The 25,162-nt window shown below is 27.4% G+C and carries 19 protein-coding genes, 1 pseudogene, 1 riboswitch and 1 other annotated feature; of the genes and pseudogenes, 1 reads left to right on the forward strand and 19 read right to left on the reverse strand.

The genetic code is table 11. From position 1 onward, the window contains the following. Positions 1–127 precede the first annotated feature (127 nt). Entirely contained in the window at positions 128–1,105 is a 978-nt protein-coding gene (locus tag ACQPVP_RS07250) for an alpha/beta hydrolase fold domain-containing protein (protein WP_430848603.1), read from the forward strand. A gap of 29 nt (positions 1,106–1,134) precedes the next feature. Here the strand turns inward: ACQPVP_RS07250 and pyrE are convergent, their stop codons facing one another. The 19 genes and pseudogenes from pyrE to ACQPVP_RS07345 all read right to left on the reverse strand — a co-directional run bounded on the left by pyrE (position 1,135) and on the right by ACQPVP_RS07345 (position 24,803). Then, positions 1,135–1,815 carry an orotate phosphoribosyltransferase gene (gene pyrE / locus ACQPVP_RS07255; RefSeq protein WP_430848604.1) on the reverse strand — a complete coding sequence of 227 codons (681 nt, stop codon included), beginning with the start codon at positions 1,813–1,815 and terminating at the stop codon, positions 1,135–1,137. A gap of 163 nt (positions 1,816–1,978) precedes the next feature. Further along, the gene (locus tag ACQPVP_RS07260) at positions 1,979–2,401 is read right to left on the reverse strand and encodes a hypothetical protein (protein ID WP_430848606.1); all 423 of its coding nucleotides are present in this window, start codon (positions 2,399–2,401) and stop codon (positions 1,979–1,981) included. Between the two features lie 122 nt (positions 2,402–2,523). Continuing rightward, positions 2,524–3,990 (reverse strand): glutamate synthase subunit beta, encoded by a 1,467-nt coding sequence (locus tag ACQPVP_RS07265; RefSeq protein WP_430848608.1) that lies wholly within the window; start codon positions 3,988–3,990, stop codon positions 2,524–2,526. Beyond that, positions 3,990–8,540: a glutamate synthase large subunit gene (gene gltB / locus ACQPVP_RS07270; RefSeq protein WP_430848610.1), complete on the reverse strand. Its 4,551-nt coding sequence runs from the start codon at positions 8,538–8,540 to the stop codon at positions 3,990–3,992. The genes ACQPVP_RS07265 and gltB overlap by 1 nt, the downstream gene beginning before the upstream one ends. Positions 8,541–8,608: 68 nt before the next feature. Next, positions 8,609–9,166 (reverse strand): ANTAR domain-containing response regulator, encoded by a 558-nt coding sequence (locus tag ACQPVP_RS07275; protein WP_430848612.1) that lies wholly within the window; start codon positions 9,164–9,166, stop codon positions 8,609–8,611. Between the two features lie 25 nt (positions 9,167–9,191). Then, complete coding sequence (gene glnA, locus ACQPVP_RS07280) at positions 9,192–10,523, reverse strand: type I glutamate--ammonia ligase (RefSeq protein WP_430848614.1); 1,332 nt, start codon at positions 10,521–10,523, stop codon at positions 9,192–9,194. A gap of 202 nt (positions 10,524–10,725) precedes the next feature. Further along, entirely contained in the window at positions 10,726–11,895 is a 1,170-nt protein-coding gene (locus tag ACQPVP_RS07285; RefSeq protein ID WP_430848616.1) for an aminotransferase class I/II-fold pyridoxal phosphate-dependent enzyme, read from the reverse strand. After that, positions 11,892–12,374 carry an Lrp/AsnC family transcriptional regulator gene (locus ACQPVP_RS07290; protein ID WP_430848618.1) on the reverse strand — a complete coding sequence of 161 codons (483 nt, stop codon included), beginning with the start codon at positions 12,372–12,374 and terminating at the stop codon, positions 11,892–11,894. The genes ACQPVP_RS07285 and ACQPVP_RS07290 overlap by 4 nt, the downstream gene beginning before the upstream one ends. A gap of 167 nt (positions 12,375–12,541) precedes the next feature. Next, positions 12,542–12,794: a binding site (T-box leader), on the reverse strand. Between the two features lie 99 nt (positions 12,795–12,893). Next, positions 12,894–14,228, reverse strand: a complete 1,335-nt coding sequence (miaB, locus tag ACQPVP_RS07295) for a tRNA (N6-isopentenyl adenosine(37)-C2)-methylthiotransferase MiaB (protein ID WP_430848620.1) — start codon at positions 14,226–14,228, stop codon at positions 12,894–12,896. Between the two features lie 216 nt (positions 14,229–14,444). Then, positions 14,445–15,362, reverse strand: a complete 918-nt coding sequence (locus tag ACQPVP_RS07300) for a GNAT family N-acetyltransferase (RefSeq protein ID WP_430848622.1) — start codon at positions 15,360–15,362, stop codon at positions 14,445–14,447. 117 nt (positions 15,363–15,479) lie between these two features. Next, positions 15,480–17,387, reverse strand: a pseudogene (locus ACQPVP_RS07305) (bifunctional 4-hydroxy-3-methylbut-2-enyl diphosphate reductase/30S ribosomal protein S1). Between the two features lie 22 nt (positions 17,388–17,409). Continuing rightward, positions 17,410–18,090, reverse strand: a complete 681-nt coding sequence (gene cmk, locus ACQPVP_RS07310) for a (d)CMP kinase (RefSeq protein WP_430848788.1) — start codon at positions 18,088–18,090, stop codon at positions 17,410–17,412. 44 nt (positions 18,091–18,134) lie between these two features. After that, the gene (locus ACQPVP_RS07315; protein WP_430848624.1) at positions 18,135–19,358 is read right to left on the reverse strand and encodes an NAD(P)/FAD-dependent oxidoreductase; all 1,224 of its coding nucleotides are present in this window, start codon (positions 19,356–19,358) and stop codon (positions 18,135–18,137) included. Positions 19,359–19,476: 118 nt separating this feature from the next. Next, the gene (locus ACQPVP_RS07320) at positions 19,477–20,373 is read right to left on the reverse strand and encodes a MurR/RpiR family transcriptional regulator (protein WP_430840876.1); all 897 of its coding nucleotides are present in this window, start codon (positions 20,371–20,373) and stop codon (positions 19,477–19,479) included. 135 nt (positions 20,374–20,508) lie between these two features. Beyond that, entirely contained in the window at positions 20,509–21,051 is a 543-nt protein-coding gene (locus tag ACQPVP_RS07325) for a tRNA (mnm(5)s(2)U34)-methyltransferase (RefSeq protein WP_430848626.1), read from the reverse strand. A gap of 9 nt (positions 21,052–21,060) precedes the next feature. After that, positions 21,061–21,789 carry a pseudouridine synthase gene (locus tag ACQPVP_RS07330; RefSeq protein ID WP_430848628.1) on the reverse strand — a complete coding sequence of 243 codons (729 nt, stop codon included), beginning with the start codon at positions 21,787–21,789 and terminating at the stop codon, positions 21,061–21,063. Between the two features lie 128 nt (positions 21,790–21,917). After that, entirely contained in the window at positions 21,918–22,352 is a 435-nt protein-coding gene (locus tag ACQPVP_RS07335; protein ID WP_430848630.1) for a MarR family winged helix-turn-helix transcriptional regulator, read from the reverse strand. A gap of 158 nt (positions 22,353–22,510) precedes the next feature. Then, positions 22,511–23,650 (reverse strand): aminotransferase class I/II-fold pyridoxal phosphate-dependent enzyme, encoded by a 1,140-nt coding sequence (locus tag ACQPVP_RS07340; protein WP_430848632.1) that lies wholly within the window; start codon positions 23,648–23,650, stop codon positions 22,511–22,513. Between the two features lies 1 nt (position 23,651). Next, positions 23,652–24,803: a trans-sulfuration enzyme family protein gene (locus ACQPVP_RS07345; RefSeq protein WP_430848634.1), complete on the reverse strand. Its 1,152-nt coding sequence runs from the start codon at positions 24,801–24,803 to the stop codon at positions 23,652–23,654. Positions 24,804–24,890: 87 nt separating this feature from the next. Beyond that, positions 24,891–24,993: riboswitch (SAM riboswitch) on the reverse strand. Positions 24,994–25,162: the final 169 nt, after the last annotated feature.

Genomic DNA, 25,162 nt, shown 5'->3' on the forward strand with positions numbered 1-25,162 from the left:
CTCCTTATATTTTTAAATTTAAATATTAGTAAAATATATTCATGTAATATAAAAATTATAATTAAATTTCATTAATATTTAATATTTATGTCAATACTATAAATATTAAATATTAGGAGTTGATTATTTGAAGAAAGTACTTAAAGTTTTTACAATTTTTATTATATCAATTTTCTTAACTACATTAGGTATACTTCTTTATTTTAAAGATTCCTTAACAATAGCTTATAATATTTATACAGAGCTAAAAAATTCTAACAAATCAATGGAAACATTAGCACAATTAACTAACTATTATGTAACTAATACTATGGATATTAGAGGATTAAAATATAAAAAATCTAAATCTAATGATGTTTTTTTAGATATATATAGATCAGAAATAGAAAATGAACCTTCAAAAGTCATTTTATATATACATGGTGGTAGTTGGATATATGGCGACAATGGAATTCCCATAGGACTAGAACCAGTAATAAAAGCTTTTAATAAAAAGGGATACACAATAGTAAGTGTATCCTATGAACTATTAAAAGAAAATACTCCGATAGCGAATCCAATTAAAGACGTAAAAGATGCAATTAGATGGATATATAAAAATAAAGATATATATAACTTTGATGTTAATAATATTGGAATTTTAGGCATATCATCAGGGGCACATCTAGCACTTATGGCTTCATATTCAGAAGAAGATGACTTTATTGGAGATAAGGACTTAATGAAGTACCCATCAAAAGTAAATTATATTATAGATGTATTTGGGCCTACAGACTTGTATAGCCTAGATACATCATCTATAGAATTAGAATATAAATATGAAATTGAAAGCTTGTTAAAATCAACTAAAAGCTTAGATAATTACAGCCCAATTAAATATATAAATAAATTATCACCTAGCACATTAATAATACATAGTAAAACAGATGAAATAGTTCCTTATAAAAATGCTACTAGCCTATATAATGAATTATTATATAACAGTGTTGAAAGTACACTACTTACATTAAATTCAGGATCTCATTATTTTGATGGTTATAGTAAAAATGAAATAGCTTTAGTAGTTTTTGAAGTATTAAAATTTTTAGATTTTAATAATAAATAAAAGGTGTATAAAACAACACCTTTTATTTATTATTTATATGTAACACCATATTTTTCATAATAAGCTTCTATAGCAGCTTTCATTGAATCATCTATATATACTTTACCATTTAATTCTTTGTTATACAAATACTCTACAACTTCCTTCATTGAAACTATTGAATATGTAGTTATGCCGAAATTCTCCTTAATTTCATCTTGTGCAGATTTTTCAGATTTCCCTTTTTCCATTCTATCTACGGAAATAATAAGTCCTTTAATATCAACATTTCCTTGAGCCTTTAAAATTGGAGTAGTTTCATATATTGATGTACCAGCTGTCATTACATCTTCAACAATTACAACTTTAGTTCCATCACTTAATGATCCTCCTAATAAAATACCACCCTCTCCATGATCTTTTATTTCTTTTCTGTTAGAGCAATATTCTACATTAATATCGTATAATTCATTTAATGAAATTGCAGTTGTAACAGTTAGTGGAATTCCTTTATATGCAGGTCCAAATAATACATCAAAATCCTTTCCAAAATGTTTATTTATAGCTTTGGCATAAAACTCTCCTAACTTCTTTAATTGGGCTCCCGTTGTGTAATTCCCTGTGTTTATAAAGAATGGAGTCTTTCTTCCACTTTTAGTAACAAAATCACCAAATCTTAAAACATTACTCTCAACCATAAATTCAATAAATTCTTCTTTATATCTCTCCACAATAAACATTCCTTCCGGTACAAATATTAAACGTAAAAATTACAAAATAATACGTTTAAATAATTTTATCATTTATTTAGAAAAATTACTAATATTTTTTAAAAGAAAAAGCATTAAATTAATTTTAATGCTTTTCTGATAATATGAATATCTAAGGTCTAAATTATTCTCTTGCTTCTTTATTAAGCTTATAAAGTCTTTCTCTTTCAGGTAATGTTAATTCTATATTACCTTCTCTTTTATCTATTAAATCTTCAAGTTCTTTATACCTGTCTTCACCTAACTTGATTTTAATCACTTCAGATTTAATAGATTTTAATTCATTTTTTTCTGTAATGGTTAAGAATTCTCCATTTTTCACCTTCTCTCTTAAACTGGTAATTTTCTCTTTTTGAGATTCATTAAGATACCCTTCATTTTTAGAGGTCCAAAAGTCATCAAATTTATCTTTCTTATTAAGATTTAAAGAATATTCTTTAAATACCCTAAAAGCATTACCTTTTTGTCTAATTTCATCAGATTTGACTATATTAGAAGTCAATATACTTGTTGAAACTAAAAAAATTAAAGCAAAGTTTTTTATCATCTTTCGCCCTCCCTTTTAGATATTCATATTATTATTATATGAATATCTAAAAGATTTAAAGGAAGTAAATTTTACTATTCATAAATTCTTTTTACCATTTTTTTATTTTTATATTGGATATTTTAATCTAGATATTCATTTATACTTTTAGCAGCTTCTAAACCTTCCCGTATTGCCCAAACTACTAATGATTGCCCTCTTCTTGCATCACCACAAGTAAATATCTTTTCTTTATTGGTCTTAAAAGATTTATATTTAGCTTTTATATTTCCTCTGTCATCTAAATTTAAATTCAAACTACTACTTATATATTCCTCTGTTCCTAAGAATCCCATAGCAAGTAAGACTATATCTACTTCTATAACTTCTTCGCTACCTTCTATTTCTTTAAAAGTAAATCTACCTGATTCATCTGTATACCATTGAACCTTTATAATTTTAGCGAATTTTACATTCCCCATATCATCAGAAATAAATTCTTTAACACTTTTACAATACTTTCTAGGATCTTCACCAAATATTTCAAGTGCTTCTTCTTGGCCATAATCTATTTTTAATGTTTTATTCCATTCTGGCCAAGGATTACTTTCTAATCTTTCATTTGGTAATGGATTGGTTATTTCTAATTGAATTACGGATCTACATCCTTGTCTTATAGAAGTAGCAACACAATCAGTACCAGTATCTCCACCACCAATTACTAAAACATTTTTATCTTTACAAGAAATAAATTTTTCATTTTTTAAATTATTTAATAAGTATCTAGTGTTTTCTTTTAAATAATCAACAGCAAAGTAAATTCCATTTAAATCTCTTCCAGGAATATTTAAATTTCTTGGTTTAGTTGCTCCAGTAGCCAATACTATAGCATCGTATTCATTCAAAACTTCATTTCTAAAGTTATCATCTAAACATATATCACAATTAGTAAAGAAATTAATCCCTTCCCCTTTTAAAAGTTCTATTCTTCTATTAACTACTTCCTTATCTAATTTCATATTAGGTATTCCATACATTAATAGTCCACCTATTCTATCTTCTCTTTCATAAACATCTACAGAATATCCATATCTATTTAAATAATAACTACATGATAAACCTGCAGGCCCTGAACCTATTACTGCAACTTTCTTCTCATTTCTATACTTAGGAGCATCAGTTGTAAGAAAACCTTCTTTATATGCATTATCAATAATGAATCTTTCATTTTCTTTAATACTAACTGCTGGAGAATTTATTGAAACAGTACAAGCAGATTCACATGGTGCAGGACATACTCTTCCTGTAAATTCAGGAAAAGGATTTGTCTTTAACAATCTGTCTAATGCTAAATTTAGATTATTATTATATACTAAATCATTAAACTCAGGTATTAAGTTATTTAAAGGACATCCTGATGCCATTCCTTTAATAAGTATACCAGACTGACAAAAAGGAATTCCACAATCCATACATCTAGCACCCTGTTCTATTTGTTCATCTTTAGAAAGTAAATTATGAAATTCCTTGTAATGAGTTACTCTTTCAGTTACAGAATCATTTTTTCCCAATTTTCTTTCAAACTCTAAAAATCCAGTTTGTTTTCCCATTACATTACACTCCTTTCATAAAAGGCAGCAAGTAATGCATCATCATGACTTAATCCTTCTTTCCTTTTCTTATCAATTAAAGTTATTATTTTTTTATAATCGCTAGGAACTATTTTTTTGAACTGCTTAACTTCTTCACTCCATTTATTTAATATATTTTTAGCAAGATTAGACTCGGTCAACTCAGCATGCTCTTCTATTAAATCTTTTAGTATTATCAAATCTTTATCATCTAAAGCTTCAACTCTAATCAATTCCTTATTCAATTTATTATTCAAGGAATTATCTTTATCGAAGACATAAGCTATACCACCACTCATACCTGCGGCAAAATTCAAACCACACTTTCCTAATAATACAACTGTTCCTCCAGTCATATATTCACATCCATGATCTCCTACACCTTCAACTACAGCAGTTGCACCAGAATTTCTTACAGCAAATCTTTCACCTGCAACTCCATTTATAAATACCTTTCCTGAAGTTGCACCATATAAAGCAACATTGCCAATAATTATATTTTCTTCAGGATTTATATTACAATTTGAAGGATTTTTAACTACAATTTTTCCTCCTGATAATCCTTTTCCTAAATAATCATTACAGTCACCATCAACTTTTATAGTTATACCTTTAGGAATGAAAGCACCTATACTTTGTCCTCCTGATCCTGTACAGTTTAAAATTATAGAATCTTCATCTAATACGTTAAATCCATATTTTCTAGTAATTTTAGATCCAAGAAGTGTACCTAAAGCTCTATCTGTATTATTTATATTTATATTTATATTTATATTTATATTCAATGAATCTTCATTATTGAAATATTTATCTACCATAGGTATTAATAAACTTCTATCTAAAGTATTTGCTTTCTTTTCTTTATAGTTTTTATTAAATTTATTATTTGCTATAAAAAATCTAGAATCTTGAATTAATAATGAAGATAAGTTAACCTTACTTCTCTTAAATCCTTTTTTACTATCTTTTTCTTTAAGTCTATCAAATCTTCCAACCATTTCATCAACAGTTCTAAAACCTAATTTAGACATATATTCCCTTAATTCTTCTGCAATAAAATACATAAAGTTAATTACATACTCTGGTTTACCCTTGAATCTCTTTCTAAGCTCTTTATTTTGAGTAGCAATTCCAACAGGACATGTATCTAAATTACAAACTCTCATCATTACACAACCTAACGCTACTAATGGTGCTGTTGCAAAGCCAAATTCTTCAGCTCCTAAAAGTGCCGCTATAGCAACATCTCTTCCCGTCATTAATTTACCATCAGCTTCTAATCTAACCCTATCTCTTAATCCGTTTAATATTAGCGTTTGATGTGTTTCCGCAAGTCCAAGTTCCCATGGTAATCCTGCACTTTGTATTGAGGTTTTAGGTGAGGCTCCAGTTCCTCCATCATGACCAGAAATTAATATTACATTGGCACCAGCCTTTGCAACTCCAGTAGCTACTGTTCCAACTCCCGCTTCTGAAACTAACTTAACAGATATATCAGCTAAATCATTTGATTGTTTTAAATCATAAATAAGTTGTGCTAAATCTTCTATAGAATATATATCATGGTGTGGAGGAGGAGATATTAATCCTACCGCTGTAGTAGCACCTCTTGTTTTTGCTATCCATGGATATACTTTCTTAGCTGGAAGTTGTCCACCTTCACCAGGCTTAGCCCCTTGAGCCATTTTTATTTGTAGCTCAGTTGCATTTACTAAATACTCAGATGTTACCCCAAATCTTCCTGAAGCTATTTGTTTTATAGCAGAACGTCTCCAATCGCCATTTTCATCAGGAGTAAATCTATCACTATCTTCTCCACCTTCTCCTGTATTAGATTTTCCACCAATTCTATTCATTGCAATAGCTAAAGCTTCATGTGCTTCTTTTGAAATAGAACCATATGACATTGCACCAGTTTTAAATCTTTTAACGATAGATTCAACACTTTCAACTTCATCTAATGGAATTGGATTGCTTAAAAATTTAAAATCTAATAAGCTTCTTAAAGTGATAAAAGAATCTTCCGCATCAATTAATTTAGTAAATTCCTTATAAGTATCATAATTGCCTGTCCTTGTTGCTTGTTGAAGTTTATATATTGTTAATGGATTATATAAATGCTCTTCTTTTTCTGATCTGTATTTATCTTTTCCATTAGAATCCAAAGTAAACTTAAAATTTAAATTACTATCCCTATAAGCATTTCTATGTCTTTTTAACACTTCATCCTGAATTTCTTTTAATGAAATTCCTTCAATTCTGCTAATAGTATTAGTAAAATACTTATTTATAACATGTTGATTTATACCAACAGCTTCAAATATTTGTGAACCTTTATAAGATTGGATAGTTGATATACCCATCTTAGATATTATTTTTACTAATCCCTTTAATATAGCCTTCTTATATTTTTTTATTAAAATATTGTAATCTTCTTTAAGTAAAAAATCATTTTTCAACTTATAAATTGCTTCATATGCTAAATATGGATTTATTGCAGAAGCTCCAAAACCTATTAATGTTGCAAAATGGTGGACTTCTCTTGGTTCTGCACTTTCAACTATTAAATCAACTTTACTTCTTAACCCTTTTTTAATTAAATAATGATGGACAGAAGAGGTTGCTAAAAGTGAAGGAATAGGTATTAATCTATCATTAACATTTTTATCGCTTAAAATAATTAAATTATACCCTTCTGATATTGCCTTTTCAGATTTTCTACATAAATTATCTAAAGCCATTTCTAAATCATATTCTTCAATAGTTTTTCCATATGAAATTGAAATAGTTTTTACTTTAAAGTGAGAATTTTTTAAATCTCTAATTTTTTTCAAATCCTCATTAGATAAAATAGGTGAAGATAGCTTTATCTTTTTCTGATTATCTTTTAAAGTACCTAATATATTCCCTGATGATCCAAGATATACTGTTGTTGATGTTATTATTTCTTCTCTAATAGCATCTATAGGTGGATTAGTTACTTGAGCAAATAGTTGTTTGAAATAATTAAATAATAATTGTGATTCTTTTGATAATATCGCTAATGGAGTATCAACCCCCATTGAATTTAGAGGTTCTTCAGCATTTTGGCACATAGGTAAGATTGTATTTTTTAAATCTTCATAAGAATAATTGAATATCTGCAGAAGCTTGTCTCTATTTATATTAAATTCATCATCACCTCTACTATATATAGATAAATCTTCTATGCTAATAATATTTTCATCAATCCAATTTAAATATGATTCTTTTGAATAATATTCTTTTTTAACGTCCTCATTACTTAGTAGTTTTTTATTAATAGTATCTACCAATAAAATTTTTCCTGGGGTTAATCTTCCTTTAGATATTATTTCTTCATTTCTTATATCTAAGGCACCAACTTCTGATGATAAAACTAAAGTATTATCTTTAGTTATATAATATCTTGCAGGTCTTAATCCATTTCTATCTAATGTTGCTCCCATTACATTACCATCTGAAAATACTATTGCTGCTGGTCCATCCCACGGTTCCATTAAGGTTGCATTATATTCGAAGAAAGCTTTTTCTTCCTTTGAAATGAAATTATTTTTTTCCCAAGGTTCTGGAACTAACATCATAATTGATTCTTCAATACTCTTACCATTCATAATTAAAAATTCTAATGTATTATCTAATATAGCAGAATCTGAACCCTCACTATTTATTATTGGTAATACTTTCTTAAGATCATCACCTAATACATCTGAAGATAAACTTCCTTCTCTAGCTAACAGACTATTTATATTACCTCTTAAAGTATTTATTTCACCATTATGAATAATATATCTATTCGGATGAGCTCTCTTCCAACTAGGTACAGTATTTGTACTAAATCTTGAATGTACCATTGTTATTGCCGATTCAACTTTTGCATTAGATAAGTCAATATAAAAATTTTTAAGCTGTCCCGCTAACAATAGGCCTTTATACACTATTGTCTTTGATGATAATGAAGCTATATATGCATTTTCTGTTACTAATTCTTTTTCAAACCTTCTTCTTATAATATATAATTTTTTTTCAAAATCTCTAAAATCTAATATACTTGAAGGTTTTTCAATTATAACTTGTTTAAAAGAAGGCATGGATGATGTAGCAAAATCGCCTAGAACTAATTTATTTACTGGTACAGATCTCCAAGCTAATATCTTTAAATTTTCTTCTTCACACAATTTTTCAAATATGTTCACACAAATTTTTCTTTCTAATTTATCTATTGGCAAAAAGAACATCCCTATAGCATAATCACCCTCATTTGGAAGAATAACACCAAGTTTTTGAGCTTCTTCCTTAAAAAATCTATGAGGTATTTGAAATAATATACCAGAACCATCACCAGTTTTACCGTCAGCTCCTGTCCCCCCCCTATGCTCTAAATTAATTAATATATTTAGAGCATCTTGAATAGATTTATGAGTTTTATTTCCATTAATATTAACTATAGCTCCAATTCCGCAAGCATCATGTTCAAAAGAACTTCTATATAAGCCTATATCTTTAAGCATAAAAGTCCTCCTTTCAATAAGTATTTTTAGGGATAGGGTTCTATACTAGCCAGAAGGCTAGTATAAAACTAATGATTTATTTGATTTAAAATATTCTTTGCATAATCAATCATTTTAATACCAGAATTCATACTATTCTTTTGAATGTATCTATAAGCTTCTTCTTCAGAAATACTCATTTCTAACATAAGCATTCCTTTTACTTTTTCAATTACTTTTCTTTCATTTATTTTTAATTCTAAGTCATTTACTTTTTCTTTAAGCTTTTTAACCCTTCTCTCACTTTGATAAATGATATCTAAAGTATTTATTAATAATGAAGTATTTACTGGACTAGAAATGCAAAAAATATCTGTTGATTCTTGTACAAAAGACCTATATGGTTCATTTACTATAGCAAGAAAGCTACATTCATCCCCAATATTTTCATAAATATCAATTAAATTTATATCTTTAAATTTATACCCACTAATGACTATAGATGGAGAAAATTGTCTTATAGTTCGTATAAGTTCATTACCATATGTGCACATACCTATAACATTGTATCCATTTCCTGTTAATATAGTTTTTATCCTTTGAGAAATTACATCGTTATTCAGTGCAATAATTACATCTATTGCCATTTACATTGCTCCCTTACAAGTAAAATTAATATTGATTCAAGTAATTATCTAACTCCCATTGATGAACTTTACTTCTGTAATCATCCCATTCTGCCTTCTTAGCCTTAATATAATTATTGAAAGTGTGCTCACCTAATGTTTTCTTAACTAATTCACTTTCTTCCATACATTTTATAGCTTCTTCTAAGCTTCCAGGTAAACTTTCTATATCTTCTTCTTTTCTATCTTCTAATGACATCTTGAATATATTTTTTTCAACACTTTCTGATGGTACTAAATCATTTTTAATTCCATCAAGTCCTGCGGCTAAAAGACACGCTAGTACTAAATATGGATTTGCTGATGGATCTGGACATCTAAGTTCAACTCTTGTTCCATTTCCTCTTGTAGCTGGTACTCTTATTAATGGACTTCTATTTTTAGCAGACCATGCAATATAAACTGGAGCTTCATATCCCGGTACTAACCTCTTATAAGAGTTTACAAGAGGATTAGTTATAGCTGATATTCCCTTAATATGTTTTATTAATCCTGCAATAAAACTATAAGCTGTTTTACTTAAGCCTAATTTATCATTTTCATCAACAAAAGCATTTCTTCCATCCTTATTTAATGACATATTAACATGCATCCCTGACCCATTGATTCCGAAAAATGGCTTAGGCATAAATGTTGCATGAACTCCATGTCTTTGAGCAATTGATTTAACTACTAACTTAAATGTCATTATATTATCAGCAGTAGTTAATGCATCTTCATATTTAAAGTCTATTTCATTTTGTCCAGCTGCAACTTCATGGTGTGATGCTTCAATTTCAAATCCCATATCTTCTAATGCTAATGTAATATCTCTTCTTACATTTTCACCAGCATCTAAAGGACTCAAATCAAAGTATCCAGCATCATCTTGTGTTTTTAATATTGGTTGTCCATATTCATCTGTATTCAATAAGAAAAATTCACATTCTGGTCCAACATTCATTGAGAATCCTAACTCTTCTGCCTCTTTTAAAATCTTCATCAATATATTTCTAGGATCTCCTTCAAAAGGATTTCCTTCAGGTCTATAGATATCACATATTAATCTAGCAACCTTGCCTTGTTGAGGTCTCCATGGAAAAATAACAAAACTATCCAAGTTAGGTCTTAAATACATGTCTGATTCCTCTATTCTAACAAACCCAGAGATTGAAGAACCATCAAACATAACTTGATTATCTAGTGCTTTTTCTAATTGCTTATTTGTAATAGCAACATTTTTTAACGCCCCAAATATATCAGTAAATTGTAATCTAATAAATTTAACCCCATTTTCTTCCACTAATCTTAATACATCTTCCTTTGAATATTTTGACATAATAACTTCCCCCTTTTTATTTATAAAAAAAAGCGCACAATAGAAAACCATCTATTGAACGCCGTTGTTCAAAACTTATTTTTTATTATTATATTATTAATTTAATAACTTTGCAACAGCAATTTGGAAAATTTATATAAAAAAATATATTTATTGTATGAAAAGACTATCTTTTACTTATTCTTATTATAAAACTATTAATCTAGTTTTTATATTTTTTTATAAATTTTTTTATTCGTTTAACAGCTTCTATCAGATCTTCAGTAGAAGATGCATAGCAGGCTCTTATAAAACCTTCGCCACATTCACCAAAAGCATTACCAGGTATAGCTAGTACTTTTTCTTCTATTAATAATTTTTCACAGAATTCATCTGAAGTTAGTCCTGTAGATTTAATGCATGGAAAAACATATAAAGCACCTAAGGGTTCAAAACATTCTAATCCCATTTCTCTAAATCCTTCAACTAAAATTTTTCTTCTTCTATTATATTCTCTTGCCATTTCTCTAACACTATCATCACCATTTTTTAATGCTTCAATAGCAGCATATTGTGCTGTTGTTGGAGAACACATTATTGCATACTGATGTATCTTCTTTAGAGCATCTATTAATATTGGATTTCCGCAAACATATCCTAATCTCCATCCAGTCATAGCATAAGCTTTAGAAAAACCATTAATAACAAGAGTTCTATCTCTAACTTCTTGAAAAGAAGCAATTGAATAATGATCTTTATCATAAGAAAGTTCAGCATAAATTTCATCAGAAAGTATTATAATATTTTTATCTTTAAGCACTTCTACAATTTCTCTAAGTTCATCTTTTGTCATAATAGCCCCTGTAGGATTATTAGGAAATGGAATTATAACTACCTTTGTTTTAGGAGTTATAGCTTCTTCTAATAACTTTGCAGTTAGTTTAAATTCATCTTCTTGCCTTAAATTTATTGTTACAGGTGTAGCTCCACAAAAAGTTGTACAACCCTTATATGCTACAAAACTTGGTTCAGGAATTATAACCTCATCACCAGGCCCTACTAATGCTCTTAAAGCAAGATCTATACCTTCGCTTCCACCTACAGTTACTAATATTTCATCATTATGATCATATTTTAAATTAAATCTTCTATTTAAATAATTTGAAATTTCTTTTCTTAACTCAACAAAACCTGCATTAGAAGAATAATGAGTATGTCCTTTTTCTAATGAATATATTCCGGCTTCTATGATATTCCATGGAGTAACAAAATCTGGTTCTCCTACTCCAAGAGATATAACATCATCCATCTCATTAATTAAATCAAAGTATTTTCTAATTCCTGATGGAGGCATGTTTCTTACGTTACTTAATATCATTTCTTCTAGAATCATATAAATATAGCCTCCCTGTCTTCATTTTTTCTTTCTTTAAATACTCTGCCATGGTCTTTATATTTCTTTAAGACAAAGTGAGTTGCTGTTCCAGTTACGTATTCTTGAATAGCAAGTTTTTCAGATACAAATAATGCTACTTCCTTCATTGTTTTTCCTTCAACTATTACAGTTAAGTCAAATCCTCCTGAAGACATTAAATAACAGGCTTTTACTTCATTAAATTTATATATTCTTTCTGCTACTTTATCAAATCCAACACCTCTTTGAGGAGTTATTTTAACTTCGATCAAAGCTGTTACAGTTTCTTTTCCTGTATTTTCCCAATTAATTAGAGTTGTGTATCCAGCAATAATTTTTTTTTCTTCATAATCCCTTATTGCATCTCTAACTTCCTCTACAGTTTTGCCAGTCATTGTAGCTATTTCTTCATCCTTATACCTACTATTTTTTTCTAAAACTTCTAATATTTCATCCATTCTAAATACCTCCATATAAATAATAAATAAGTACTTCTATATGATTTTGTTTATTTTATCTCAATCTCCAAGTAATAAAGCACCTCAGAGCTGAAGGAAAAAATTATAAAAGGTTAAGCTCCTTTATAATTTCTTAAAAAAATAAAATAAGTCCTTCATCCCTAATAAAAAGGGACGAAGGACGAAGCTTCCGCGGTACCACCCTAATAAGTAAAATAAATTACTCACTCAGTATGGATATAAATATATATCCATTTCTCCTTAACGGGAGAAAACCGTCAATACCTAATTAAGATTAATCTTATTTTTCAATACGAGATTCAAAGGCTGCTTTTATTTAACATACCATACTAAACTTTCACCTAGCTTTAGCTCTCTTTAATGTTTAGTTAAATTACTCTTCCTTATCACAATCTTTATAAATATTACTTTTTTACTATTATAATAATAAAATTAAAAATATTCAATAGGTTTTAAAATAAAAATTATTTTGCTTTAATAAATAGTAGAATAATTTAATTACTCTACTTCCCCAACAAGTGAGAATGGTTGAGCTCTTACTATTTTTACATTAACTATATCACCTGGTTTTATATTTTCACCTATGAAGTTAACTAGCTTTCCATTTCTAGTTCTACCAGTAAATTTGCTTTCATCGTTTTTACTTGGACCTTCAACTAATACTTCTACAGTTTTTCCTTCAAACTCTTTATTTTTTCTTATAACACTTTCATTAACAGCTTTTATTAATCTGTCAAATCTATGGTGCTTATCTGAATCTGGAACTTGATTTAACATCATATCAGCTGGTGTATTATTTCTTCTTGAGTAAATAAAAGTAAATGCTGAATCATATTGAACTTTATTAACTAAATCTAATGTATCTAAGAAATCTTCTTCAGTTTCTCCTGGGAAACCAACTATTATATCAGTAGTTATAGATACTCCTGGAATTTCTTTCTTTATAAGTTCAACTAATTCTAAGTAAGATTCTTTAGTATAATGTCTATTCATTTTCTTTAATATTCTATTAGATCCACTTTGAACTGGAAGATGAACTTGCTCACATAGCTTATCACATTCTTTTATAGCCATTATAACATCCTTCGTTAAATCTTTTGGATGAGGAGTCATAAATCTAATTCTTTCTAAGCCTTCAACTTCATTTATTTTTCTTAAAAGTTTAGCAAAATCTATATCTTCTTCTAATCCTTTACCATAAGAGTTAACATTTTGACCTAATAAAGTTACTTCTTTATATCCCTTTGATACTAAATCTATTATTTCATTTATTATGTCTTCAGATTTTCTACTTCTTTCTCTTCCTCTTACATATGGAACTATACAATAAGTACAGAAATTATTGCAGCCATACATTATAGTAACAAAGGCCTTTACTGAACTTTCTCTATCTATTGGTAATCCTTCTACTATTTCTGTTTCCTTATTAAATATTTCTTTAACTTGAACTCCTTCAGTTCTTACCCTATTTAAATACTCAGGGAATTTATAAGCATTATGTGTTCCAAATATTATGTTAACATGTGGAAATTTGCTAAGTATCTTATCTGCCATTCCTTCTTGTTGCATCATACAACCACAAACTGCAACAATTAAATCAGGATTTTTCTTTTTTAAGTGCTTTAACTCTCCTAAGTTACCAAATACCTTATTTTCTGCATTTTCTCTAACGCAACAAGTATTATATATTATTATTCCAGCTTCATTTAAATTATCTGTTTTACTATATCCTATACTTTTAAGCATACCAGATAACTTTTCAGAATCTTCCTCATTCATCTGACATCCCCAAGTTTCAATATAATACTTTAAATCTTTTATTTGTTCATTCATAAGTATTCTCCTTCTTAGAAATATATTTTCTACAGTAACATTATAATAAAAATATTCATTTTTTTAAATACTTATAATAAAATTTGATATTAGTTCACATATTTATATTAAATATCTTTATAATAAATTTCATTAATGCTTTAAAATTTCATGAAAAGTTATTAAAATAAAAAGAATATCTCATTAAATATATAAAAGCTATTTACGAGATATCCTCTAGTCTCTTTTCCAAACAAGTATCTTATTTATTTCTTTAAAACCTATCCACTTATATAAATTAATAGCTTTAGTATTATCAGAATCCACTCTTATATATAATTCTTTTATTCCATACCGCCTAGCTTCATCTATGATTTCATTTAATAAAATCTTACTTAATCCTAACCCTCTATATTTACTTACTATTCCAAAATTAACTATAGTATACATATTTCTATTAAAAATTATTTGACCATACCCAATATATTCATTATTTATCTTACCAAAAAAAGATAAATCCTTTAAAAAGTAATCTTGAGCCATATCAGCATAAATATCATCTACAGTTAACGGTTTCCTATTCCATTGAGAAAATATATCATTTTGTACATCACATCTTAATTTTTCATCATTTCCTATATTTAGTTTTTTTAAAGAAAATATAACATCTTCTTTAATATTAAACTTAGATTTTAAAGTGTTTTTTTCACTATTAAATTCATTTAAAATAATATCACTATTTAAATAATTAGTTATATTCATATTTAAAAGCATTGTGTAGTTTTCTTTTTTAAAACCTATTTTTGTTAGAATCATAGAATTTTCTCTAGTATCTATAGCTTCATATAAAAGAATATTATTATTAAAATAAGATAATGTTAAATTGTCAATTAAATCTATATAATTTATATCTATATATAGAGCCCAAATTTTAATACATTTTTCTTCGACTCTTTCATACCATATATAGCCAATATAATACCCATTTTTTTTAATCAATCGTATGAACTTTCTATATAAAAATTTAATTAGAAAATTTTGTCTTTCATAACATCTAAAAAAATCTTTATTATAATTAATTTCTTTAAAATCTTTATTATACATTTCTTTAAAATAATTCATATTATTTAATGTTAACTTTTCCAACATTACCATAAAACCCCTCTTATTTTCTTTATAATAAGTATAATTCTTATATAATATATAGGTCAAGGTTATAATATATAAAATAAGACACACATATAAAATTATATGTGTGTCTTATTTTATATATTACTTTGCATCTCTTATGCTAAGTGCAATTTTTTTATTTTCTGCATCTACTGATAAAATTATGGCTTTTACTTCATCGCCTATATTTAAAACATCAGCAGGGTTACTTATTCTTTCATTAGTTATTTTAGAAATATGAACTAATCCATCTACACCAGGCTCTAACTCAACGAAAGCTCCAAAATCACTTATTCTAACTACCTTTCCTAAAACTGCTGAACCTTCTGGATATTTTTCTTCAATATTGCTCCATGGTTCTGGTATTAAAGCTTTTATACTTAAAGAAATTCTATTTTTTTCTCTATCAGCTTCAATTATTTTAACATCAACTATTTGACCTTTTTTAAGAACACTGTCTGCTGATTTAACGTGATTCCATGATATTTGTGATAAATGAATTAATCCATCTACTCCATTTATATCTGCAAAAGCACCAAAGTCTGTAAATCTTTTAACTTCAGCCTTTACAACTTCTCCAACTTTAATATTTTTCCATGCAGCATCTTCTATAACTTTCTTTTTTTCTTCAAGGATTACTCTCTTGGAAGCTACAACTTTTAATGGATTTTCTATAGAGAAATCTATTAATCTAACTTCTAATTCTTCTCCTATTAAGTTACTTCTATCATTAGAATATCTTATGTCTACTTGAGATGAAGGTACAAATATTCTTACTCCTTTATAATATCCAATTAGACCTTTTTCAATAGCATCTTTAATTTTTATCTTAAAGCTTTCTTTACTATTAAACTTATCTTCTAGTTCTTTTAATGTTTCTTTCTTTTCATATTCTAATCTCGAAAGAACTACATTACCATCTTCATTTTTTAGCTTAATAACCTTTGCAGTTATTTCATCTCCTACAGTGATTGTTTCAAGGCAAGAATCTAAATTTTCTTCTGAAGTTAATTCTTTAAATGGTATAACCCCATCAGATTTATATCCAACTAAAGATACTATAACTTCATCTCTACCTATAGATAACACCTCTCCTTTAATTTCATCTCCAATTCTAAATCTTCTATCCATTTCTTCCATTAGCTTTAATTGATCTTCCATTTAGTTTTTTCCCTCCATAATATCAATTACTTCTTTTATTATCCAATCAGGAGTAGATGCACCAGCAGTAATCCCGACAGTTTTATCTTTATTTGCTTCTATGAACTCTTTTGTAAGTTCTTTAGAATTCTCAATATGAATTGTATTTTGGCAATTTGCCTTTGATATTTGATAAAGTTTAGTTGTATTAGAACTATTTTTTCCTCCAATAACAATCATAGTCTCTACAGTTCTAGATAATTCATTAGCACTTTTTTGTCTTACTTCTGTTGCAGAGCAAATTGTATTAAAGACTAATAATTCTTTTGAAACAGAAGATAAATTGCTTACTGTATTTCTCCATGTTTCTTCTTTTTCAGTAGTTTGAGATACTACACATATCTTTTTAGGTAGCTTTTCAGTAAAATTACCATCTTTAGTTATTACAGCTTTATTTTTACACCATCCATTTATACCAACTACTTCAGGATGCTTTTCATCACCTAAAATAACAATATTATATCCTAAATCTGAATATTTATTAACCTTTTTGTGTATGTTAGTAACATATGGACATGTTGCATTTACAACGATTAACCCACGACTTTCAAGATTTTCTAAAACTTCTTTAGATACTCCATGTGATCTAATTAAGATTACATCACCTTCGTTTAATTTATAAATTTCGCTATAATCTACAGCATATATATCATTTTCTTCTAAATACATAACAACATCATTGTTATGTATTAGTGGTCCTAATGTATAAATTTTTTTATCATATTGTTTTTTTACTTTTAGAGCTTCTTCTACAGCTCTTTGAACTCCAAAACAAAATCCAGCATTTTCTGCTAATATAACTTTACTCATATTAATTCTCCTAAGAAATTTTTTATTTTTTTATACTTAGGGATATTTGTTCTACTACTTCTTCAATTGAAAGATTAGTAGTATCTATTTCAATAGCATCATCTGCTTTCCTTAATGGGTCAACCTCTCTATTGCTATCGATATAATCCCTTTTTATTATATCTTCTAAAATAGTAGAATAATCTACTGTTAACCCCCTATTTTTTAACTCCTTATATCTTCTTTCAGCTCTTGCTTCAGGAGTTGCTGTTAAGAAAAACTTAAACTTTGAATCCTTTAATACAACCGTTCCAATATCTCTACCATCCATTATAACATCAAACTTCTTTGACATCTCTCTTTGCAATTTAACCAATTTGCTTCTTACTTCTTTAATAGATGCATATTTTGATACTATTGCACTAATTTCTGGCATAGTAATTTGTTCTTGAATATTTTCCCCATTTAATATTAAGTCATCATTTTCAAACTTCATATCAAAAGAATCTATTAAATTACATAAAGTTTCTATATCTGTATCCCCTATATTATTTTCTTTTGCTACTAAGGCTACAGCTCTATACATTGCTCCTGTATTTATATACATTAAATTAAAGTTTTTAGCAACTAATTTTGCAATTGTACTTTTACCAGCTCCTGCTGGTCCATCTATAGCAACTGATATTCTCAAAATAATATTCCACCTTTCGTTCTTGAAAAACATTATCATATAAATTATATTATTTTTATAAATTTTAAACAAGCATTTTATATATTACTTCCGGCTAAATAACCTGTAGATAATGCAATTTGTACATTATACCCACCGGTAAAAGCATCTACGTCTATTACTTCTCCTGCAAAAGATAAATTACTAACTAATTTAGATTTCATTGTTGACGGATCTATTTCTAGAGTATCTACACCACCTGAAGTTACTATTGCTTCTTCTATCGGTCTTAATCCTTTTATTTTCATTTTAACACCTTTAATTAAATTAACTAAATACTTTCTTTCTTCCTTAGTTATTTCATTTACCTTTTTATCTTCATCTATATTCGAAAGTTTAACTATAGTAGGTATTAACTTTTGTGGAAGTAATTCATCTAAAGAATTTTTAAAATCCTTATTTATATACTTTTTAAAATCCTTTTGAATTCTCTTATCAAGCTCTTCATAAGATAATGCAGGTTTTAAATCTAAAAGTAAAGTATAATTATTTCTTTTTTCTATATACCTAGAAGCTTTTAAAATAATTGGTCCTGATAGTCCATAACTTGTAAATAACATCTCCCCGTTATTCTTATATAATGGCTTTTTAATATTTTCGTTAAATAAAGATATTTCTATATTTCTTAGATTTAAACCAGTTAAATCCCTTATCCATAAATCCATTATTTCTATAGGTACTAATGAAGGTTTTAATTTTATTATATTATGTCCAAGCATTTTTGAAAAACTTATACCATCACCTGTAGATCCAGTTAAAGGATAAGAGACTCCTCCTGTAGCTATAATAAAATGATTTGCTTTAATATAGTAGCTATTATTTATTTCAACTTCTTCTATAGTATTGTTACTAAATTTTATATTTGTAACTTTACTATTTAATTTTATCTCTACATTACTTTTTTTCAATTCTTTTATTAATCCTTTAATTATATCTGAAGATTTATCAGAAGCAGGGAAAATCCTACCTCCTCTTTCACTTTTAAGCTTAATACCCTGAGATTCAAAAAAATTAACAGTATCTTCATTAGTGTATGAATATAATGCACTATATAAAAAATGAGGATTCCCTGGAATATAATCAAAAAATTCTGATATATCCTTGCTATTTGTAACATTACATCTTCCTTTACCAGTAATAAATAGTTTTTTCCCAACCTTTTCATTCCCATCAAGTAATATTACTTCGTTATTATTCTTAGCAGCTGATATAGCTGCCATCATACCAGCTGGACCAGCTCCAATAACTATAACTTTTTTCATTATAATCCTCCAAACTGCATTATTTTATCTTAATTAATATATCATTTAAATTTCTCTAATTCAACTTCTATATAATAAAAAGTGCTAAGATATGAGTTAACATAGCTTAGCAACAATCTTAATCTTCGCCAACATTTCTATTATTATATGAATATACGTTATATTCTCTCCATATAGATTCAAGGCTATTAAAAGTACTAGTTATACTTTGTTTTTCTCTCATTCCAACTGCTATTATTAATGCGTTAATCACAGATAAAGGAGCAACTAATGAATCAACAAAAGAAGCCATATTACTTTGAGCTATTAATGAATAATCTGCTTTTGCTGCTAATGGAGATAAAAGGCTATCAGTTATAGCAACAACATTTGCTCCTCTATCCTGAGCGAAAGCTAAAGCATCTATAGTTCTTGATGCATATCTTGGAAAACCTATTCCTATAACTAAATCTCCCTCTTCTACATTTATCATTTGTTCGAATATATCGGATATACCATATCCAACAGTCTTAACATTTTGCAATATTATATTTAGGTAAAATCCTAAAAATTCAGCTAAAGCAGTCGAGCTTCTAAGACCTATTATATATATTCTTTTAGCTTCAAAAATTTTATTTACAACATCTTCAAAAGTATTATAATTTATCTTTTCAAGGGTTGCCCTTATATTTTCCATATCAGCCTTAAGAACTCCTTTAAGAGCATAACCTTCACTAATATAATCATTTGATAATTCTAATCTTTGAACTGTAGTAAGTTTATTTTTTATTAATTCCTGTAATGCTTTTTGAAGCTTAGGATATCCAGAAAAACCTAGTTCATTTGCGAATCTAACTACAGTAGATTCTGAAACTCCCACTGAAACTCCTAGCTTAGCAGCTGTCATAAATGCTGCCTTATCATAACTTTTTAAAATATATTCTGCAATTAATTTTTGACCTTTACTCAATCTTGGAAACCTTGATTGTATTAATCGCATTAAGTCCTTTGAGTTATCATTTAGATTATTATCCATCCGTATACCTTCTTTTCGTTTAAACTTACAATTAATAATTATATATTATCATTTTTTGAATAAATCATCAATATTTATTTCATTTTAATATATAATCGCCATAAAAACTTGTAATTAATTGAAAGGTTGTCAATTTTATTTTTTCTCAACTACAACTAATAAAGGTGAGTTATTCTGCCTGTTTAAGTATGATTGAATCATAACTCCGAACTGATTTTTAGGCAAATTTTTAAGATACTCTAAAATGCAAGTTTCTTCAATTTTACCTTCATTATGACCTCTATAGATACATATGGTCATTATTCCACCATTATTTAAAATATCTAATCCTTCTTTTATACTTTTTAGAGAAGTTTCATGTAAAGTTGTTATACTCTTATCTCCACCAGGTAAAAATCCTAAATTATACATTATACAATCAACTTTATCATTAATATATTTCTTAAATAAATGATGAGAATCATTTATTATTTTTACATTCTCTATATTTTTATTTATGTAATTATTACAGGCCTCTTCTTGAATATCAAAAGAATAAACTTTTGAAAAGAATGATGATAAAAAGTCTGTATCATATCCATTACCTAACGTTCCATCAATAGCTATATTTCTATTTTCCATAAAATTTTTAATAATATAATGAGATAAATCACTTATATTTCCAACATATCTGTACATAATATACCCCTATAATGAGTTTATATACTTTAGCTCATCTTCTCTTAACTCTCTCCATTCACCTTTCTTTAAGTAACCTAATTTAATATTTCCAACGGCTACTCTATTTAAGGTAATTACTTCATGACCTAAAGCTTCACACATTCTTCTAATTTGTCTATTTTTACCTTCATGTATAATAACTTCAACCAAAGTATTAATTTTATTAGTTTTTCTATCTTTTTCTTTATCAAGAATTTTTATTTTAGATTTAGCAGTAATATAACCACCAATATCTACACCATTCTCAAATTTAGTTAACTCTTCCTTGGTAAATTCTCCCTTACACAAAACTATATATTTTTTTTCTACTTTAACTCTAGGATGAATTATCTTATTATATATATCTCCATCATTAGTTAATAAAATTAATCCTGAACTATCATAATCTAACCTTCCAATTGGATAAATTCTTTCTTCTACTTTTACAAGGTCTAATATAGTTTTTCTGCCTTTTTCATCCTTTACAGAAGTAATATATCCTTCAGGTTTATTAAGCATAATATAGAGCTTTTTTTCCTCTGGTTTTATTATCTTTCCTTCACAAGAAACTATATCAACTTCTGAATTTATCTTAATACCAAGTTCATTTGTAATCTTACCATTAACTCTAACCTTACCACTTAGTATTATTTCTTCACATTTACGTCTAGAAGCTATTCCGCATCTAGCCATAAACTTTTGCAATCTTTCTTCCATAATATCACTCCGATTTTTTAATAAACAATTAATATACTACTCTAGTATATGTTTTTCTGCAATAAAATTTTAAAAGTGGTGAAATACAATCTTTCACCACTTTATGTTTTCCTTAATATTTATATAGCTTATAACTTTAAATTTTCTAGAACTTCATCTAATTCATTTTTTAATTTTTTAACTTTTTTTTCTTCAATATTTATGCTACATAACATTTTACTAGGAATATTTTTAGCTTTTTCCTGAAGTTCCTCTCCCTCTTTAGTTAACTTGGCAATTACTACCCTATCATCATATTCTGATCTATATTTTCTTATTAAACCCATAGATTCAAGCTTTTTTAGAAGAGGCGTTAATGTTCCAGAGTCTAAATGTAGTCTATTACCTAGATGTTTTACAGTTGATTTTTCTTCTTCCCACAAAACTAACATTACTAAGTATTGAGTATATGTTAAATTTAACTCATCTAATAATGGTTTATATAGCTTTATTATTTCTCTAGATAAAGCATATAAAGAAAAGCATAACTGATTATCTAGCTTTAAATTATTATATTTAATCATTAAATCACCTACAAATTGTAATATTAAATTTAATTTTATACAATTAATATATTAGATTATATAATATCTCTTTAATATAATATTGTCAATGATTTTTAATTTTGTTATATTTTTTATTTATAGATAAAAAATATCCGAATTTTTCTTAGTATTAAATACTAGCAATTTATGAACGCTTTTTTAAACCCACAAATTACATCTTCTATATCCTCTAAACCAACAGATACTCTAATTAGAGTGTCTGTTATTCCAAGCCTTTCTCTTTCTTCCCTAGGAATAGCAGCATGGCTCATTTTTACTGGATAAGATACTATAGTTTCAACTGCTCCTAAACTTACAGCAACAACTACATTTTCTACATTATTTAAAAAGTATTTAGTTTGATCTAAAGTCTTAAATTTAAATGATAATACTGCCCCTGGACCAAAAGATTGATTTTTATGAATTTCATATCCATTATGATTAATAAGACCTGGATAATAAACTTTCTCTATTTCTTCTTGTTTTTCTAGCCAATTAGCAAGCTTTAAAGCATTTCTTTGAGATTCTTCCATTCTAACCTTTAAGGTTTTTAATCCTCTAGAAACTAAATAACAATCTTGTGGCGATAATATAGCTCCAAATCCATTTTGAATCTTATATATTTCATCAGCTATATTCTTATTTTTAGTTACAGAAAGACCTGCTATTACATCACTATGTCCTCCAATAAACTTTGTAGCACTATGTACTACAATATCAGCTCCTAGTTCTAACGGTCTTTGTAAATATGGAGACATAAAAGTATTATCTACAATAGTAATTAAATTATTATCCTTTGCTAAACTTATAGCAGCATTTAAATCTGTAATCTTTAAAAGTGGATTTGATGGTGTTTCTAGATAAATAGCCTTTGTATTCTTCTTAATAGCACTTTTTATATTTTCAATATTATTTGTATTAACAAAAGTAAACTCTATATTAAACCGATTAAAAAGTTTTGTTACAGCTCTATAAGTTCCACCATAAACATCCTCTGCTACTATTAAGTGATCTCCTGATGAAAATATACTTATTACAGAGGAAATCGCTGCAATTCCTGATGAAAAAGCAAATCCATAACTTCCACCTTCTAACTGCGCAAATTCTTCCTCTAAGTACTTTCTAGTAGGATTTCCTGATCTAGCATAGTCATATTTGCCAAAATTATCTATATCAAATTGATGGAAAGTTGAACTTTGATATATAGGCAATGTAACTGCGCCTGTACTTCTATCTATAGTGTTTTCTCCATGTAATAATTTTGTTGCAAATCTCATATTAATCCTCCAATACTGATTTCAAATCATTTAATATATCTCTAATACTCTCTATTCCAACACTTAATCTAAGTAATCTTTCATCTACCCCTAGTTTTTCTTTCAATTTATTAGGCATATCTACATGTGTTTGTGTAAATGGATAAGTTATTAAGCTTTCAACTCCACCTAAACTTTCAGCAAATGATATTACTTTTAAATCCTTTAATATTTTAGGAATTATATTTTTATCTTTTACTCTAAAAGAAATCATTGAGCCAAATCCTTTCGATTGTTTCAAATTAACTTCATAACCTAAATTATCTTCTAAGCCAACGTAATATATATTTTCTATTTTTGAATTTTCCTTTAGATATTTAGCTACTTCTATTGCATTTTCTTGTGCTTTTTTAACTCTTATAGAAAGAGTTTTTAATCCTCTTAAAATTAACCATGAATCAAAAGCAGATAATGTAGCACCTATAGAATTCTGGATTATTTTAAGTTTGTTGTATATTTCCAAATTATTTACAACTAAAAATCCAGCTAAAACATCGTTATGTCCACCTAAAAATTTAGTTCCACTATGAATAACTATATCAGCTCCAAGCGAAATTGGTTTTTGAAGGTACGGTGTTAAAAAAGTATTATCCACTATAAATAGTAAGTTATATTTTTTACAAATTTCAGAAATCTCTTTTATATCACTCACTCTCATTAATGGATTGGAAGGTGTTTCAATGAATATACATCGTGTATTTTTATTAATTGCAGATTTAACTTCTTCTAAATTTGATGTATCTACAAAGGAAGCTTTTATGCCAAATACACTATAAATGTCATTAAATAGCCTATAAGTACCTCCATAAAGATCCTCAGATATTATAATATGATCATTAGGTTTAAATAAATGAATACATGCTGAAATAGCTGCAACGCCTGTAGAAAATGCTAATGCCCCAGTACCATCTTCTAATAAAGATAATGTATTTTCAACCTCTTCTCTAGTGGGATTATTAGTTCTTGAATAGTCATACCCTGTACTTTTATTTAATTCAGGATGTTTAAAAGTTGCAGTTTGATAAATAGGATAACTTATTGCTCCGGTTACTTTGTCTCCTTTACTGAATCCTCTTACTGAAATAGTTTCAAAGTCTAATTGTTGTTTTGACATATTTAATTCCCCCTTTTTAAATAAAAAAGAATTCCCTCAACATAGAAAGAATTCCTAAATACAAAATTATTAAATTTTATACTAGTACTCTTATTTTTCAGATAAACTGTTGGAATTAGCACCACATTTATATTTATAAATAGGTTGCTGGGTTTCATAGGGCCAGTCCCTCCACCACTCTTAATAAGATACTATTTATTTTTACACTAATTATATATTACTAATAATAGATAATCAAGTATATTTTTCCATACACTGAAATATTATTAATTTTTGTTTACATAATATCTATTTTTATAGAAATACTGTCTTATTTAATATAAAATAAGGAAAGCAAATGAATTACTTTGGAGGAACAT

It is taken from the genome of Clostridium nigeriense (assembly GCF_050585265.1).
GTDB lineage: Bacteria > Bacillota > Clostridia > Clostridiales > Clostridiaceae > Clostridium > Clostridium nigeriense_B.

Excerpts from the sequence above, each read along its gene's own strand:
- ACQPVP_RS07260 (WP_430848606.1), bottom strand. The coding sequence starts at position 2,401 with ATGATAAAAAACTTTGCTTTAATTTTTTTAGTTTCAACAAGTATATTG.
- ACQPVP_RS07265 (WP_430848608.1), bottom strand. The coding sequence starts at position 3,990 with ATGGGAAAACAAACTGGATTTTTAGAGTTTGAAAGAAAATTGGGAAAA.
- gltB (WP_430848610.1), bottom strand. The coding sequence starts at position 8,540 with ATGCTTAAAGATATAGGCTTATATAGAAGTTCTTTTGAACATGATGCT.
- ACQPVP_RS07275 (WP_430848612.1), bottom strand. The coding sequence starts at position 9,166 with ATGGCAATAGATGTAATTATTGCACTGAATAACGATGTAATTTCTCAA.
- glnA (WP_430848614.1), bottom strand. The coding sequence starts at position 10,523 with ATGTCAAAATATTCAAAGGAAGATGTATTAAGATTAGTGGAAGAAAAT.
- ACQPVP_RS07285 (WP_430848616.1), bottom strand. The coding sequence starts at position 11,895 with ATGATTCTAGAAGAAATGATATTAAGTAACGTAAGAAACATGCCTCCA.
- ACQPVP_RS07290 (WP_430848618.1), bottom strand. The coding sequence starts at position 12,374 with ATGGATGAAATATTAGAAGTTTTAGAAAAAAATAGTAGGTATAAGGAT.
- miaB (WP_430848620.1), bottom strand. The coding sequence starts at position 14,228 with ATGAATGAACAAATAAAAGATTTAAAGTATTATATTGAAACTTGGGGA.
- ACQPVP_RS07300 (WP_430848622.1), bottom strand. The coding sequence starts at position 15,362 with ATGGTAATGTTGGAAAAGTTAACATTAAATAATATGAATTATTTTAAA.
- cmk (WP_430848788.1), bottom strand. The coding sequence starts at position 18,090 with ATGTTTTTCAAGAACGAAAGGTGGAATATTATTTTGAGAATATCAGTT.
- ACQPVP_RS07315 (WP_430848624.1), bottom strand. The coding sequence starts at position 19,358 with ATGAAAAAAGTTATAGTTATTGGAGCTGGTCCAGCTGGTATGATGGCA.
- ACQPVP_RS07320 (WP_430840876.1), bottom strand. The coding sequence starts at position 20,373 with ATGGATAATAATCTAAATGATAACTCAAAGGACTTAATGCGATTAATA.
- ACQPVP_RS07325 (WP_430848626.1), bottom strand. The coding sequence starts at position 21,051 with ATGTACAGATATGTTGGAAATATAAGTGATTTATCTCATTATATTATT.
- ACQPVP_RS07330 (WP_430848628.1), bottom strand. The coding sequence starts at position 21,789 with ATGGAAGAAAGATTGCAAAAGTTTATGGCTAGATGCGGAATAGCTTCT.
- ACQPVP_RS07335 (WP_430848630.1), bottom strand. The coding sequence starts at position 22,352 with ATGATTAAATATAATAATTTAAAGCTAGATAATCAGTTATGCTTTTCT.
- ACQPVP_RS07340 (WP_430848632.1), bottom strand. The coding sequence starts at position 23,650 with ATGAGATTTGCAACAAAATTATTACATGGAGAAAACACTATAGATAGA.
- ACQPVP_RS07345 (WP_430848634.1), bottom strand. The coding sequence starts at position 24,803 with ATGTCAAAACAACAATTAGACTTTGAAACTATTTCAGTAAGAGGATTC.